This window comes from Neobacillus camarae (genome assembly GCF_054950115.1).
Window position 1 is genome coordinate 243,127 of the sequence record NZ_JBUCKX010000002.1, and the last position, 14,868, is coordinate 257,994.

Genomic DNA, 14,868 nt, shown 5'->3' on the forward strand with positions numbered 1-14,868 from the left:
CATGCTGAAAGTGAACGATATCAATGTCTATTATGGCAATATCCATGCCTTAAAGGGTGTGTCGCTGGACATTAATGCCGGTGAGATTGTCACACTGATTGGGGCCAACGGTGCTGGAAAAAGCACTCTGTTAAAAACCATTTCCGGTTTATTAAAACCAAAAAAGGGCGAGATCCTGTTTGAAAATGAGCATGTGGCCGGCAAAGTGCCGCAGTTGATTGTGAAACGGGGAATCTCGCAGGTTCCGGAAGGGCGCCGCGTGTTTGCGAACATGTCGGTGGAAGAGAATTTGGAATTGGGCGCGTTCTTGCGCAAGGATAAAAAAGGCATTCAGGAGGATTTCGAAAAAGTCTACCAACTCTTTCCCCGCCTCCTCGAACGCCGCAAGCAGCAGTCCGGCACGTTGTCAGGCGGCGAGCAGCAGATGCTGGCCATGGGCCGTGCGTTGATGGCGAGGCCGCGGCTGCTTTTGCTGGACGAACCTTCCATGGGCCTTGCCCCTTTGCTGGTGAAAACCATTTTTCGGATTATCGAGGAAATCAATCAAACGGGGACTACGATTCTATTAGTAGAACAGAATGCCAATATGGCCTTATCGATTGCCAACCGCGCTTACGTTATTGAAACAGGTAAAATTGTTGCCTCTGGTACGGCGGCGGAACTGGGCGAAAGTGACCAAATCAGGAAAGCTTATCTGGGAGGGCATTAATTAGAAAAGCAGAAGCGCCCTCGGAACAAGCACAAAACGCTTGTTCCTGCGAAGTCTATTCTAGGAAGCCTTCCTTATTGGTCAGCGCCGTATGGCCTCCTCTAACGTTTTCCTTCGTACGATGTCGATGCTGTCGAAGCCTTCCTTGTGGAGTCAGACAATTCTCGAAATCAAGATTTTTATTATACATGGTTTCTTCTAAAAAAGGGATTGGCTTTGGCCAATTCCCTTTTCTTTTATATATTGGCTTTCCTTTGTTCAGGGTCAAGCTTAAATTGGTAGCGGTGCTGCGGCTGGAACAGGTGCTTGAATTTAATCTTATATTCCTCATACAATTGTTCCAATCCAACCAATGAGAGGGAGAAGAAGTTAGCGTAATTCTTTTGCACTTCCCACTTCAATTCGTTCTTGCCGCAAATGCTGTATTTATTAAGCTGCTCAATTTCCTCTTGGAGCAGGTCGAGTTCCGGCTTTTGCTGCTCTTCAGGCAGGGCTAGGATAGTATCAATTTTCTCGATATACGCCTGCGATTTTTCAATCTTGTCCTTGATCTCAAGGTACCCTGCTTTATCAATCAAGTTATAGTGCAGCTTAAAATCATTCAGCTTCTGGGCCGCTTCATAAGTGGAATTGACGATGTCGTCCCTGGTCATTTCTTTTGTCTCGAAGCTTAACATATGCTTCCACGATGGCTGGCAGATCGCCTTGCGGTGGTCTTCAAGCGTGTGGCAGAACTTTTTGTAGCCATAAACTTCCGGATGCTCAAATGCCGGGCTGGCTGGGTCAAGGAACGGCGCAAGCGGCGCGACAAAGTAGAATATTCTTGTGTCCTTGTTACAGGCCAAATGAATTTGCTCACAGAAATCAATGTTGTCCACGGCGCTTTGGAAAGTCTGTCCCGGCACTCCGACCATGAAGAACAGGTCAATTTTTTTACAGCTGTGCTTTAACGCAAAATTTAAGGTTTCGATGACCTTTTGGTTGGTGCAATTGAATTTCCCGTTAAACCGGCGAAGTTTTTCCTCGTACGTTTCCAGGGTGATTTCAATGCTGTATTTCGGGCAGCTGTCCTCCATCATTTTAAAGAACTCTTCATCGGCATATTGAAACAGTTCAAAAACGATTTCATTTTTCAACTGGAGTTCTTTTAGCCGGCTGAAAAATTCGCTGACATACTCGCGGCCGCCCTGCCGCAGGTCATGCAGGATAAAGATGGGCGCGCGGCTGAACCGGGAAATGAATTGAATATCCTCGACTAGCTTTTTCGGTGACCGCAACGCCAGTCGGCTGCGGTTGCAGTTCTGGTCGTAGGCGTCACGGGAACCGCCGCAAATGAGACAGTTTTGCGTGCAGCCGCGAGCCGTCAACAGGGCGGTGTTCGGGTATTGCAGCCAGCCGTTGTATGGCAGCGGGTCCAAGAAGTTACGGTACTTAAACACCGACCGTACGGTGTAACGGTATCCGGGAACGTCGACATCGTCCAAATCGGATGGCACGTAGGTAATCGGGTTATAACCGATTTCACTGCCTTTTTTCCAGGTCAGGTTCGGAATGTCCGCATAATGGGTGTTTCCTGTCTCAATTTTGTTCATGAGCAGCAGCATCAGCTTTTCCGTGGAATCGCCGCGCATGACAAAATCGATAAACGGGTAGTCGATTAATTCTTTATGGTAGTAGGTGGACGACAATCCGCCAAAGATGACAGGCGTTGTCGGGTGCAGTTCCTTCACCAGTTTGGCGAGTTCAATGCTCCCGTGGGCATGGGGCAGCCAGTGCAGGTCAATTCCGAACGCACGTGTTTTAATGTTTTTCAGTTTTTTCTCCACATCAAAGTTGTCGCTCATTAACATCCGGTTGGCGATATTGATGATTTTCACCCGCAGCCCGTACCGTTCCAGGTAATCAGCGATAGAGGTCAGGCCGATCGGGTACATTTCAAATACGGGCGATGATGGCACGACATCACTGATGGGTCCGGCTAGGAGAGAATTTTTCCGGAAATCGTAAACACTCGGCGCATGCAGCAATACTAAATCATATCTCATGGCTTCTCACTCCAAATCTTATTTACTAAGACAATCATTTATATAATCATTGAATGACATATTTTGTGAAACAATTCACATGCTGGGTTAAATGACATTACCAAATTCGGTATGTTGCTAATTACAATCGATTATCCTTGTTGATTCTAGTTTACTATAATGAAAGTTTGCTATATTGGCGTAACATTGACGAATTTTCGTTAATTTTGTGGAAATTCTGTGGAAATAGATGGATTACCCAGGTGTTTATTTGTGTTTTGGAAAGCCCCTGCATTTTATTGGGAAAGTTTTTGATCATAACCAAAGCCCTCCCATACACTCATATTGTTTTCGGCAGTTGAATAAAGTACACTTTAATTAACAGAATATTTGATGATTTTACATTTTTATGGAGAGGTTGGGAATGGAAAATCCAGGTGTTTGGCAAAAAAGAGAACAGCTATCGCGGGCCATCCTGCTGGTGACAACCATCATCGGTGCTGGGTGTTTTCTTGAATTTGGTTTGTTTCGAATAACCAATCCCAGCCATCCGATGATATTGACCCTTTTGGTGTTTTTTTTGATGGTGGTCGAGTTGTTTCCCTTGCCGATTTGGAAGGGAACAGTAACCATTTCATTTCCGCTGGTTTATGTCATTTATATCATCAGCGGACTCGCATTTACGCTTGTGGCCTTAGGGACGGTTGCTACAGCGGTGAATTTCCTGCAAAGGCGTCCGCTCCGGATTGTGCTGTTTAACCCGGCCTTGTTAATCATCAGTTTCCTTTGTGCCTACTGGCTGACCGAGTGGCTGTTTCCTTTGCTGCCTTTCGATGGGGGATCGGGAGTCGTAAACGGGATTGCGCATGTCAGCCTGATTATGGTTCCGTTTTATTTAATCAATAACTTGCTCGTTGACCTTGTGCTAGTGACCAGGCCGCAACATTACAGTATTCAAGCTTGGAAGCGTAAGCTGATTCAGGAAATCAATAGTTTTCTTGTTTCTTTTGGTTACTTGGCCTTGTTTGTGGTCGTGGGAAGCCAGAATCGTGGAATTATCGATGCTTTTTCCTACTTTTTCTTTTTCTCCCCCCTCGTTTGTTTTGCTCTGCTCAGTTCGATTATTGCCAATCTGAAAAAAGAAAAGGCAAAGCTAAAAGCGCTTTTCAGTATTTCGTCCGAGTTGAATAAAAAAATTGCCTCTCCGGATTGGCTGACATTTTTAACAGAAAATCTTCAGGAATTTATTGATGTAGAAGCATGGATTTTATGGAAACGGCAGAAGGACGGCTGGAGTTTGTGCTTCGCCTCGGGACTGGACAAGGGGGGTGGAGAATTGATGGACAGGCCCCCGGAGAATTTGGATAGGGTAAAAAATTTGACGGTGTATCCCGACACGGCGATGTCCGCTGGTCCCGCAGGGGAATTTTTTGCAAAGGAAATCCGCTCGCTGATGTACGCTCCGTTAATTTTAGAAGATGAATTGATGGGAATGTTTGTGTTTGGCCGCAGCAGGACTAAAAGCTTTAGAGAGGAAGACATGCAGGGTGCGGCCACACTGGCTAATCAACTGGCTGTGTTGATGAAAACCAAGCGGCTGTTCGCTGAGCAGGAGAAACGTTTGATTTTGGAAGAAAGAAACCGACTTGCCCGCGATATCCATGACGGGATCGCCCAATCGCTTGCCGGTGCGGTTATGAACTTGGAGACCGCTCAGCGGAGATTTCTGAAACAGCCGGATGATGCATTCCGGCTGGTCCAAGAAAGTACAGAAAAATTGCGCGGCAGCCTGAAGGAGGTCAGGCAATCCATCTATGCCCTCCGTCCCTATCCGACAGAACGGGTGGGCCTTAAATCGGCGATTTCCTCCAAAATCACAAACGTCATGAAGGAAACCGGCTTGCAAGTCTGTCTGGAGACACGGGGGCCTGAGTTTCATTTAAGCTCGATGGTAGAAAAAATATTATTCGACATCTGCCAGGAAAGTGTCCATAATGCGGTTAAACATGCGCAGGCTTCCCAAATAGACATTCTGTTAAGCTACCAGAAAGAAAATGTCTTGTTAAAGGTCAAGGATAACGGCAAAGGCTTTTCGCTGTTCCAAGCGATGATAAAGGCACGGACAGACCCACATTTCGGGATTTTGCACATGAATGAAGCGGCGGAAAAAATCCACGCATCGCTGCAAATCGACAGCAAACCGGGGGCGGGGACGGAAATTACGTTAACGGTGCCAAGAATGGGGATTGAAGGGAGGGATTGGCTTGATCAATCTTATGTTAGTCGATGACCACGCTGTCCTTCGGGATGGGCTGAAAAATATTATCGAAATGGAATCGGATATCCAGGTGGTGGCGGAAGCGGTCAATGGGAACGACGCGATTGCCAAAGTAAAAGAGTCACAGCCGGATGTGATTTTGATGGATATCAATATTCCGGAAAAAAACGGGATTGAGGCAACGGGTGCCATTAAACAGCTTAACCCGGAAATTAAGATTATCATTCTAACGATGTTTGACCATGACGAATACTTTATGTCCGCCATCCGCGAAGGGGCAGACGGTTATTTGCTGAAGGATGCCCCTTCACAGCATGTCATCGATGCGATTCGCGGGGTGGCCAATGGGCAGTCGGTGATTCACTCGGCGATGACGAAAAAGTTTTTAGGCTTTTATCAGCCCAAGCCCATATTGGAGCAGGAACCAGTACTGGCCGAAGAGAGGCTGGATTTGCCGCTGACGGACCGCGAGAAGGAAGTCCTGTTATGCCTGGTGAAAGGGATGAATAACAAGGATATCGCCCAAGCGCTTTATATCAGCGATAAAACCGTGAAAATCCATGTCAGCAATATTTTTAAAAAGCTCGGCGTCAAGAGCCGGTCTCAGGTCGTGATTTATGCTGTGCAGCATCAGCTTGTGCCTTTGACATAAGCATTTGGGGTAACAGGCACCATTTCCTAATAAGGATTTGGTGCCTGTTTCTTTTGTGCTGGTGCTCTGTCATTTTAGACTAGTGGAAGGATATAACTTTAGTAGAATGGAAAATAGTACCAGTTATACAACCTTTGCCGAATAGTATTTTCAAGTGATTTTTTAGACAATGAATCTACTAAATCGGAAATGGGGAATGGACTGTGAAAAAGTGGTTGACAGGGATACTCATATTGGGATTACTCGTTTCGCTTATTATGCCGAATCTATCAAAAGCGGAGGCAGAAATTAATCCGGCGATGGTAGATTTGAATTTGCTTCAGGTGCTTAAAACCGCAACGTCGCCTGTACAAGTGATTGTCACTTTTGATGGCGACGGTGCCCCGACCAGGGAAAACCTGAACTTATTGGAGAGTTTGGGGATTGGCAAAGGAAAGGTATTAACTGCCCTGCCGATGGTGGGTACTTTGGCAACGAAGGACCAGATTGAAAAATTAGCCAGCAAGCCTGGGGTCAAGTCGATATATTTGAACCGCAAATTGACTTACTATAATGCAGATGCGACCGAGCTGACTGGAGTGGACAAGGTCAGGGCCGATGCGGCGATGACCCAGGCCAATGGCGGAATTCCTCTGACCGGTAAAGGGGTCGGGGTGGTCATTAACGACAGCGGAGTGGATGGAACGCACGGTGATTTGCAGTACGGATCGCATCTCGTCCAAAATGTTATGGCCAATCTCAATTTGAATTCATTGACTTCGGGGCTGGTGCCGATCAGCTATATTGAAAACGTTCCGAATACGGATACCAGCTCGGGTCATGGCACCCATGTGGCGGGGATTGTTGGCGGCACGGGTGCGATGTCCGGCGGGAAGTATGAAGGGGTAGCGCCAGGGGCGGATTTAATCGGGTATGGATCCGGTGCGGCGTTATTTGTCCTAGACGGGATTGGCGGGTTCGATTATGCGATGAAGAACCAGGCAAGATACCATATTCGGGTCATTACGAATTCTTGGGGCTCTTCCGGCGACTTTGACCCGTATGATCCGATTAACATCGCAAGTAAGGCAGCATATGATCAAGGGATTACGGTCTTGTTTGCGGCCGGGAATGATGGGCCGGCGGAAAATACCCACAATCCTTATGCGAAAGCCCCTTGGGTGATTTCGGTGGCAGCCGGGGCAAAGGACCATACGCTTGCGGATTTCTCGTCTCGGGGGACAAAAGACGGTGGTGGCACATTTGAGCTCGATGGACGGACGTGGACTTGGAAAGATGAGCCGACATTGACGGCGCCTGGAGTGGACATTATTTCGACCCGTACGTTATCACCGGTTCCGCTCTTGGGGATTTCGACGGATTTGCAGACCATAGAGCCGACAAATCTGCCGTTTTACACGACGATGAGCGGCACCTCGATGGCCACACCGCATGTGGCCGGCATCGCTGCCCTGATGCTCGAGGCGGACCCGGATTTGTCGCCGGATGGAATCAAGCAAGTCCTGTCTTCGACGGCCGACCCGATGCCGGGTTATGAGTCGTGGGAGGCCGGTGCGGGGTATGTCAACGCCTATCATGCGGTGAGTGCAGTCCTGTCTGGGGCCGGCGTACATTAACTGTTGGAGGAGAGTTCTTTTTAAAAAGGCTCTCCTTTTATTATTGGCTGAAACGCCGGTAAAGTGTCAGAAACGGTTGATAAAGGGGGGAAATGTGGTGATAAGAGTCTAATCTAGGTTGATAAAAGACCAAATTAGGTTGATAGGAGGTTAAGTTTGGTTGATAAACAAATTACCGAAACGATAAAGGATAGAAAAACGTTGATAAACAGTAACCCACACACACTAGAATAGGGGCCAAAGCTATTGCTATAATAACGATAGCTTATAAAAAGGGATGATCAATATGGCGCAATCCAAAACAAATGCGATGCGGATTCTTGATTCGCATAAAATTGACTACGAAATGCTGACATATGATAACAAAGACGGCAAAATCGACGGCGTGTCGGTGGCTGAAAAAATCGGCCGCGACCTGAAGGAAGTCTATAAAACACTTGTCACTCAAGGGGCCAGCAAGAACTTATATGTGTTTGTCATACCGGTTGAGGCCGAACTGGATTTGAAAAAAGCTGCCAAAGCGGCAGGCGAGAAAAACATTGAAATGATTCATGTAAAAGACATTCAAAAATTTACGGGCTATATCCGCGGCGGCTGCTCTCCCGTCGGCATGAAAAAACAATACAAAACCTTCATCGACGAAACTTGTCACGGGATCAATTCCATCATCGTCAGCGCCGGCAAAATTGGCATGCAAATGGTACTGACACCCGATGAACTCCAGCAAGTAACGGGCGCCGACATATCTGACATCATCAAGTAATTCGGTTGGCAGAAATTATTCCATGGGCATTCACCTATAAACTTACCCCTGCATAGGTTAGGGTAGAAACCAATTCCTGCATGATCTGGCCATCATAAAAATTTGCCAAAGAGGGCCAGGTGCAGTTGATTCGTTAAAAAGGGAGAGTTGATGAATGGCAGGAAAAATTAAGAATTATTACGCGGGCGGCAACACAGCCAGAGGATTCCATAATCTTTATGATTCCAACCTCCAAGGTCTAGACCGTTTGTTTATTTTAAAAGGCGGGCCAGGGACTGGTAAATCATCGTTAATGAAAAAAGTGGGCCACGAGTGGGCCGAGAAAGGGTTCAATATTGAATTCCTCCACTGCTCTTCAGATAACGATTCGATCGATGGAGTGCTGATTCCGGCTTTGAAGGTTGGCATTGTCGATGGCACCGCCCCTCATGTCATTGAACCAAAGGCACCGGGGGCAGTGGAAGAGTACATTAATTTGGGTGAGGCATGGGATGCCAAAACCCTTAGCTTCCATAAAAAAGCGATTCAAAAGCTAACCGGGCAAATCGGCGAATCGTTCCAAAAGGCGTATGACACGTTTAAGGAAGCGCTAGACATCCATGATGATTGGGAAAAGATTTATATTAACAGCATGAATTTTCAAAAGGCGGACCGGTTGACCAGCAAATTGGCGGATTCGTTTTTTGGAAAAATGAAGTTGAACAAACAGGCGGATGTCCGCCATCGATTCCTTGGCGCAGCGACACCGAAGGGTGCCGTCGATTTTGTTCCAAATCTCACGGAAGACATCCAGAAACGGTACTTTATTAAAGGGCGTCCTGGCTCCGGCAAATCCACCATGCTGAAGAAACTGGCGGCAATAGCGGAGGAGCGAGGCATTGACACAGAGGTCTATCACTGCGGATTTGACCCGCACAGCCTTGATATGCTGATTTTCAGGGAACTGGGGATTGCCATTTTTGACAGTACCGCTCCCCATGAATATTTCCCGAGCCGTGATGGCGACGAAATCATCGATATGTATGAACTGCTGATTGAACCGGGAACCGACGAAATATTCGCCGATGTCATCAGCAAAATTTCCACCAACTACAAAAACAAAATGAACCAAGCCACCAGCCACCTGGCCCGTGCCAAACAACTCCACGACGAACTCGAAGAAATCTACGTCGCCGCCATGGACTTCACCAAAGTAGAACAAATCCAACAAAAAATCGCCGAACAAATCAACCAACTAGCAGGCGTCGAAGCATAGATAAGAAGAAGCAGTGGGGTCAAGACCCCACTGCTTTAACACGTTACTGTACTGGGGGTCAGTCCCCCGCCACATTAACGCTTTACTACGCCGGGGGCCTGACCCCCACCGCGTTAATGCGTTACTACAAGTGGGGCCTGACCCTTTTTATTTGTGTGGGTTGGTTTTGCTTTGTTGGCTTTTGTTGCGTTTGTTGCCTTTGCTGTTGTCGCCGCTGGAGAATTCGGTGGCGAATTCAGCTTCGGCATGGCCGGCTTTTGGTGAGTTTTGGTTCAGGCTGCCTTTGTTGTTTTTCTTTGTCATTGGGATGCTCCTTTCGTTCGGTTACATGGATAGTTTGGCATCGTGCAAGGGGTTTATTCATGGTGCAATTATTCGCAAGTGGAAAGGAAAAATTGGTAAATATATGGTAAACTAAACGAAGGAATATTACCGGGGAAAGGATGAGCCAATGTGCCAGTAAAAATGGATTTGCTGACCAAGCTGTTTGAAGAAAACCGCAATCCAGCCAATGCGGAACCGATGGCCAATTACATGAAAAACCATTTTCCGTTTCTCGGGATCAAAAAACCAATACGAACCCAGCTGGAAAAACAATTTTTCCAGGAAACGGGAATCCTCAAGCAGCCATTTAGCGCCGAGTTTGTTAGGGCGCTTTGGGACAAGCCCGAACGGGAGTACCAATACACAGCCTTGGTCTACTTAGAAAAAATGATGAACTCGCTGGAAAAGCAGGATTTACCGTTTATGGAGAAACTCATTACCACGAAATCCTGGTGGGATACAGTAGATGCCATTGCCCCCAAGCCAGTGGGAACGATGGCTAAGAAGTATCCGGAAGTAATCGAGGAAACCATTGATCAATGGGTCGTCGATGAGGTTTTATGGCTGCGGCGCGCCGCGATTCTTTTTCAATTAAAATATAAGCAGGAGACCAATGAACAGCTCCTTTACCGATACATAGACAAAAACGCAGAGTCAAAGGAATTTTTTATCCAGAAGGCCATCGGCTGGGCCTTAAGGGAGTATTCCAAGACAAATCCAGCTTCCGTGAAGAGATTTATCGAAACCCATGCCCTCGCTCCGCTGAGCGTGCGGGAAGGCAGCAAGTACTTAGACAAGTCATAACAGGGGAATCATGGTAGAATGGCAAAAAAGCAGAAAGGTGTGGCAGCAATGATTAGATGTATCGCAACGGACATGGACGGAACGTTATTAAATACCATGCAGGAAATCACGGAGGAAAACCGCCAGGCAATTTTACAAGCGCAATCGCAAGGGATTGAGGTCGTGGTGGCGACCGGCCGGTCCTATGAAGAGGCGATGTTTGTGTTAGAAGAAGCGGGGTTATCGTGCCCGGTGATTTGCGCCAATGGGGCCGAGGTCCGTTCTAAACAAGGGGAAGTGATTACGGCCCTTCCGATTCCTCGGGAACTGGCGCGTGAAGCGGCAAAACGGCTAAAGGAAAACGATGTGTATTATGAGGTTTACACCGATAATGGAGCTTATACCGTTGATAGCGACCGTGCCGTTTCTGTAATGGTCGACATTGTCCTCAGTGTAAACCCGGATGTGAACAAAGAGGAAGTAACATACGCAGCAGGGGCAAGACTGCGGGATGGGCTGATTCATCCTATCGAAGATTATGAGACACTTTTTTCGGATGAAACCTGTCGGATTCTTAAATTGCTTGCTTTCTCGTTTGAAGATGACAAACTGGAAGCCGCAGGCCGGTCGATAGCCGATATGGAGGAATTGACCGTGACAAAATCAGGAATCGAAAACATTGAAATCATGGCCCGGGATGCGCAAAAAGGGATTGCCCTTGAGGCATTCGTCCGGTCACAAGGAATCGCTTTATCAGAAACAATGGCGATCGGGGATAATTTCAATGATGTCTCCATGTTGGAGCGGGCCGGTATTTCGGTGGCGATGGGCAACGCCAGTGACACCATCAAGTCGATGTGCGACCGGGTGACCGACACCAATGAACAAAGTGGAGTGGCCAAAGCGATATTGCAAGTATTATAGGAGAGGAAGGGGATTCATGTACCGGTACGGTTCTATTTTACTCATGTTCATGCTGCTTTTGTCTGGATGTTCCTTTTTTGAAAAAAAGAAGGATGAAGAACAGGGGGATGAAGCGTTTGTTCTCCAGCCTGATGTCGAAGTGGTCGCGGACCATTTATTTGTGCCATGGTCGATCAATAAGTGGAATGAAACATTTTACATCAGTGAACGGACAGGAAGCATTGTGATGATTAAAAATGGAATTGTAGAACGCCAGCCGGTATACCTCGAACACAAGCTGGCGCAGGCAGCCGAAGCCGGATTGTTGGGGTTTATTTTGAACCCTGATTTTTCAAAAAACCACAAGGCGTATGCCTATTATACGTATACCGATGAGTCGGGCGGTCAATATAACCGCGTCGTCACGTTATATACGAACGGTGCAGGCTGGTCGGAAAATGAAGTATTGCTGGATAAAATTCCAAGTGCCGCCTACCATCATGGGGGCCGTTTGAAAATTGGGCCTGACGGCAAGCTGTATATCACATCGGGTGATGGAACGAATCCGGAAACCGCCCAAGATTTGAGCTCGTTAAACGGAAAAATCCTGAGGATGAATTTAGATGGCACGATACCAGAGGATAATCCGGGTTCCGGTTCCTATGTTTACAGCTACGGCCACCGCAATCCGCAGGGGCTGGCGTGGGTCGGGGATGTGCTATATGCTAGTGAGCACGGCCAGTCAGCCCATGATGAAATCAATCGAATCAAACCGGGAGCCAATTACGGTTGGCCGGTGGTCCAGGGGAATGAAAAGAAAACGGGGATGGTGACTCCGTTATTTCAATCCGGTGAGGAGACGTGGGCCCCTTCCGGGATGGCCGTACATGAAGGCAAGCTGTATGTGGCGGCGTTAAGGGGAAATGCGGTCCGCCGGTATGATTTGGAGAAAAAGCAAACGGAAGCGGTGATTACCGGCCTTGGCCGGATTCGCGATGTGCTGGTGGACGGGGAATATTTGTATTTTGTCAGCAATAATCTTGATGGCCGCGGCACGCCGGATTCTAACGATGATAAATTGTATCGGGTGTTGTTGAGCAGCTTGAAATAGTGAAGAGACATCGACAGTAGACCCGTGCCATCCGACAGTTGGATGAAGCTAGGCGACAGTTGACGGCTGGTAAACGATAATTGGAGTGGATTGCACGACAGTGGGTAACAATGCCGACAGTAGAACACTTATATCCGACAGTTGCCGAGTTTATGCGACAGTTGGGTGTTACTATCCGACAGTAACGCCAACTTTCTCCCATGACCCTGGTCGATTCAAAAAAGAAAAGCCTTCCAAGTTGGAGGGCTTTTACCATTTATATGTCCAGAACCGTTCAAGGTTGACGCGCGCCAACACCTGCGGATCCTGGTTCTTCAAGTTTTCTTCCATCACCTTCATCATCGCTTCCGTCTGCGAACGGTGCGCTTTAATCGCAGCAAGCTTTTGGCTGGCCACGGCACTGATGTCGTTGATGATATCTGCTTCCCCAAGCTTCTCGACACAGTCATTGGAGAATGCAACACAGTGTAAGGTTGGCCGTGCGGCGGCCGGAAGCTTCGCGACGGCTCGGATGACAGCCGCACCGGTGGCATCATGGTCAGGATGTACCGAATAACCTGGATAGAAAGTGATAATCAGTGACGGGTTCACCTCTTCAATGATCTCTAACATTCTGTTGGCCAGTTTTTCATCATCCTCAAACTCCACTGTTTTATCGCGGTAACCGAGCATGCGAAGATCTTGGATCCCTAATGCATTGGCTGCATTTTTTAATTCTTCCCTCCTGATTTTCGGAAGGTTCTCCCGATTGGTGAAGGGAGGATATCCTAGGTTGCGCCCCATTTCCCCAAGGGTCAAGCAGGCATACGTAACCGGTGTGCCATTTTTTACATGAGTGGCAATCGTTCCGGACACTCCGAAGGCTTCATCATCCGGATGTGGGAACACCACCAAGACATGCCGTTCTTTCTTTATCATCCCTACTGCTCCTTTCAGATTGATTTTTAAAAAAAGTCATCCAGCTTTGGCGGACAACGGTTTATTCAAATGGAGTCTTGCTAATTTCTAAAGCAACCGCTAATTTACCGTCAAAACCATGGCCGGCCATCAGCAGTCTGCCTTGCTCATCCACTTCAAAATGCGTGATTCCTTCCGCATAGACCCAGCCAAGATTGATTTTCAAGCCAACCCGGTACGGGCCTGGACCGGTGATCTTGCCGATTTCATAACGGACAAGGGCATTGCGGATATAGGCTCCCGCCGAAAAGAAAGACTGATCGTTATGGGAGGCATAGGCCCCGTTCGTCGTTTCGAGATGAATATAGACATCTTGATTGGCAAATTGATTGATCGCTTCCTGGACCTGTTTTACGTCAACTAAATCCACGCCTGCTCCTCCTTCCCTTCCATACACTGGAAAATGAAATAAATTAATAATGCTATCATACTAAAATCAGTCAAAAAATGCGAAATCCATGCTTTAGGCTAGTTCAAAAAAGATGCCCCTGCTGCACAGGAGCATCTTTGGAGTTTATTGATGAAGTTTGCTGCGGTAAGCACCGTGCCAGGTTGGGCCAACGTACTCGTTTAAGCGGAACCCTTGCTCAATCGCTGCTGAGACAAAGTCTTTGGAAACTTGCATCGCTTGGTAGACGTCATTGCCTTTTGCCAGTTCGGCCGCAATCGCTGCAGAGTTGGTGCAGCCAGCCCCGTGGGTGAAGGTTGTCTCAATTTTTTCGGATTCGTAAACTTTAAACTCTTTTCCATCATAAAGCAGGTCAAGTGATTTATCTTCGGTTTGCAGTTTGCTGCCGCCTTTGATGACCACATTTTTGGCGCCTAAGTCCACGATTTTCGCCGCGGCTTGCTTCATTTCATCCAATGTTTTAGGTGTCTTCATGCCGGCAAGCTGTCCTGCTTCAAACAAATTCGGAGTGATAACTAAAGCACGCGGGACTAACAGTTCACGCATCGCATCAGCAGTTTCTGGGTTTAGCACCTCGTCTTCCCCTTTGCAGACCATAACAGGGTCGATTACCACTCGCTCGAGTTTGTGCTCATCGATTTTTCTGGCGGTTAATTCAATAATGTCAACAGTTCCGAGCATCCCAGTCTTCATGGAGTCGATACCGACTGATAAAATCGTATCCAGCTGTTTCTCGACAAGAGCGGTCTCAATTGGTGCCACATTGTGGTGCCAGCCATTTGGATCCATCGTGACAATACAGGTAATCGCAGTCAACCCGTAAACGCCAAGCTCCTGAAATGTTTTTAAATCGGCTTCCAAACCGGCGCCGCCGCTCGAATCAGAACCCGCAATCGTCAACGCTTTTCTAATCGTCATATGTCATACCTCCTATAGGTGAAAATAAAACTCCTCTATCTATTATAAAACAATGGCTAAATTATATCAGATTTCCAGCCCCAATTAGAATATTTTTGCAATAACATCTTCTAAAAGTGGGGGGCTGTCCCCACTGCGGTGAAGTATTAACGCAGCGGGGGCCTGT

At 47.4% G+C, this 14,868-nt stretch carries 14 protein-coding genes; 9 read left to right on the plus strand and 5 right to left on the minus strand.

The features are described from left to right. Position 1: 1 nt before the first annotated feature. Positions 2 to 709, plus strand: a complete 708-nt coding sequence (locus tag ACY8D0_RS08895; protein ID WP_462410159.1) for an ABC transporter ATP-binding protein — start codon at positions 2 to 4, stop codon at positions 707 to 709. Positions 710 to 945: 236 nt separating this feature from the next. Here the strand turns inward: ACY8D0_RS08895 and ACY8D0_RS08900 are convergent, their stop codons facing one another. Further along, the gene (locus ACY8D0_RS08900) at positions 946 to 2,754 is read right to left on the minus strand and encodes a TIGR04190 family B12-binding domain/radical SAM domain protein (RefSeq protein ID WP_462410160.1); all 1,809 of its coding nucleotides are present in this window, start codon (positions 2,752 to 2,754) and stop codon (positions 946 to 948) included. Positions 2,755 to 3,157: 403 nt separating this feature from the next. Here ACY8D0_RS08900 and ACY8D0_RS08905 point away from each other — a divergent pair, with 403 nt between their 5' ends. The 5 genes from ACY8D0_RS08905 (at position 3,158) to ACY8D0_RS08925 (ending at position 9,297) form a co-directional block, all read left to right on the plus strand. Continuing rightward, on the plus strand, positions 3,158 to 5,023 hold the full coding sequence (locus tag ACY8D0_RS08905) for a GAF domain-containing sensor histidine kinase (RefSeq protein ID WP_462410161.1): 1,866 nt from the start codon (positions 3,158 to 3,160) through the stop codon (positions 5,021 to 5,023). Then, on the plus strand, positions 4,998 to 5,663 hold the full coding sequence (locus ACY8D0_RS08910) for a response regulator (protein ID WP_462410162.1): 666 nt from the start codon (positions 4,998 to 5,000) through the stop codon (positions 5,661 to 5,663). Before ACY8D0_RS08905 ends, ACY8D0_RS08910 begins: the two co-directional genes overlap by 26 nt. A 203-nt stretch (positions 5,664 to 5,866) precedes the next feature. After that, positions 5,867 to 7,279, plus strand: a complete 1,413-nt coding sequence (locus ACY8D0_RS08915) for a S8 family serine peptidase (RefSeq protein WP_462410163.1) — start codon at positions 5,867 to 5,869, stop codon at positions 7,277 to 7,279. Between the two features lie 286 nt (positions 7,280 to 7,565). Next, on the plus strand, positions 7,566 to 8,042 hold the full coding sequence (gene ybaK / locus ACY8D0_RS08920) for a Cys-tRNA(Pro) deacylase (RefSeq protein ID WP_462410164.1): 477 nt from the start codon (positions 7,566 to 7,568) through the stop codon (positions 8,040 to 8,042). Positions 8,043 to 8,196: 154 nt separating this feature from the next. Beyond that, positions 8,197 to 9,297: a PRK06851 family protein gene (locus ACY8D0_RS08925; protein WP_462410165.1), complete on the plus strand. Its 1,101-nt coding sequence runs from the start codon at positions 8,197 to 8,199 to the stop codon at positions 9,295 to 9,297. Between the two features lie 147 nt (positions 9,298 to 9,444). Here ACY8D0_RS08925 and ACY8D0_RS08930 read toward each other — a convergent pair whose 3' ends face one another. Then, on the minus strand, positions 9,445 to 9,600 hold the full coding sequence (locus tag ACY8D0_RS08930) for a hypothetical protein (protein WP_462410166.1): 156 nt from the start codon (positions 9,598 to 9,600) through the stop codon (positions 9,445 to 9,447). A 162-nt stretch (positions 9,601 to 9,762) separates the two neighbouring features. Here ACY8D0_RS08930 and ACY8D0_RS08935 point away from each other — a divergent pair, with 162 nt between their 5' ends. From ACY8D0_RS08935 to ACY8D0_RS08945, 3 genes are read left to right on the plus strand one after another with little or no spacing between them, the layout of a single operon-like run. Further along, on the plus strand, positions 9,763 to 10,425 hold the full coding sequence (locus ACY8D0_RS08935) for a DNA alkylation repair protein (RefSeq protein ID WP_462411330.1): 663 nt from the start codon (positions 9,763 to 9,765) through the stop codon (positions 10,423 to 10,425). Between the two features lie 18 nt (positions 10,426 to 10,443). Further along, positions 10,444 to 11,328, plus strand: coding sequence for a Cof-type HAD-IIB family hydrolase (locus ACY8D0_RS08940; protein WP_462410167.1), 885 nt, complete (start codon positions 10,444 to 10,446; stop codon positions 11,326 to 11,328). A gap of 16 nt (positions 11,329 to 11,344) precedes the next feature. Continuing rightward, positions 11,345 to 12,418 carry a PQQ-dependent sugar dehydrogenase gene (locus ACY8D0_RS08945; RefSeq protein WP_462410168.1) on the plus strand — a complete coding sequence of 358 codons (1,074 nt, stop codon included), beginning with the start codon at positions 11,345 to 11,347 and terminating at the stop codon, positions 12,416 to 12,418. Positions 12,419 to 12,667: 249 nt separating this feature from the next. On the opposite strand, the gene bshB2 is transcribed toward ACY8D0_RS08945, so the two are convergent. From bshB2 to pdxK, 3 genes are all read right to left on the minus strand, one after another. Then, positions 12,668 to 13,333: a bacillithiol biosynthesis deacetylase BshB2 gene (bshB2, locus tag ACY8D0_RS08950; RefSeq protein ID WP_462411331.1), complete on the minus strand. Its 666-nt coding sequence runs from the start codon at positions 13,331 to 13,333 to the stop codon at positions 12,668 to 12,670. Positions 13,334 to 13,397: 64 nt separating this feature from the next. Next, a complete protein-coding gene (locus ACY8D0_RS08955) occupies positions 13,398 to 13,745 on the minus strand; it encodes a YojF family protein (RefSeq protein WP_462410169.1) in 348 nt (115 codons plus the stop codon). 144 nt (positions 13,746 to 13,889) lie between these two features. Beyond that, on the minus strand, positions 13,890 to 14,702 hold the full coding sequence (pdxK, locus tag ACY8D0_RS08960; protein WP_462410170.1) for a pyridoxine/pyridoxal/pyridoxamine kinase: 813 nt from the start codon (positions 14,700 to 14,702) through the stop codon (positions 13,890 to 13,892). Positions 14,703 to 14,868: the final 166 nt, after the last annotated feature.

What these genes read in the sequence shown, in the direction of transcription:
- pdxK (WP_462410170.1), bottom strand. Translation starts at nt 14,702, where the DNA reads ATGACGATTAGAAAAGCGTTGACGATTGCGGGTTCTGATTCGAGCGGC.
- ACY8D0_RS08925 (WP_462410165.1), top strand. Translation starts at nt 8,197, where the DNA reads ATGGCAGGAAAAATTAAGAATTATTACGCGGGCGGCAACACAGCCAGA.
- ACY8D0_RS08900 (WP_462410160.1), bottom strand. Translation starts at nt 2,754, where the DNA reads ATGAGATATGATTTAGTATTGCTGCATGCGCCGAGTGTTTACGATTTC.
- ACY8D0_RS08935 (WP_462411330.1), top strand. Translation starts at nt 9,763, where the DNA reads ATGGATTTGCTGACCAAGCTGTTTGAAGAAAACCGCAATCCAGCCAAT.
- ACY8D0_RS08945 (WP_462410168.1), top strand. Translation starts at nt 11,345, where the DNA reads ATGTACCGGTACGGTTCTATTTTACTCATGTTCATGCTGCTTTTGTCT.
- ACY8D0_RS08940 (WP_462410167.1), top strand. Translation starts at nt 10,444, where the DNA reads ATGGCAAAAAAGCAGAAAGGTGTGGCAGCAATGATTAGATGTATCGCA.
- ACY8D0_RS08930 (WP_462410166.1), bottom strand. Translation starts at nt 9,600, where the DNA reads ATGACAAAGAAAAACAACAAAGGCAGCCTGAACCAAAACTCACCAAAA.
- ACY8D0_RS08905 (WP_462410161.1), top strand. Translation starts at nt 3,158, where the DNA reads ATGGAAAATCCAGGTGTTTGGCAAAAAAGAGAACAGCTATCGCGGGCC.
- ACY8D0_RS08895 (WP_462410159.1), top strand. Translation starts at nt 2, where the DNA reads ATGCTGAAAGTGAACGATATCAATGTCTATTATGGCAATATCCATGCC.
- ybaK (WP_462410164.1), top strand. Translation starts at nt 7,566, where the DNA reads ATGGCGCAATCCAAAACAAATGCGATGCGGATTCTTGATTCGCATAAA.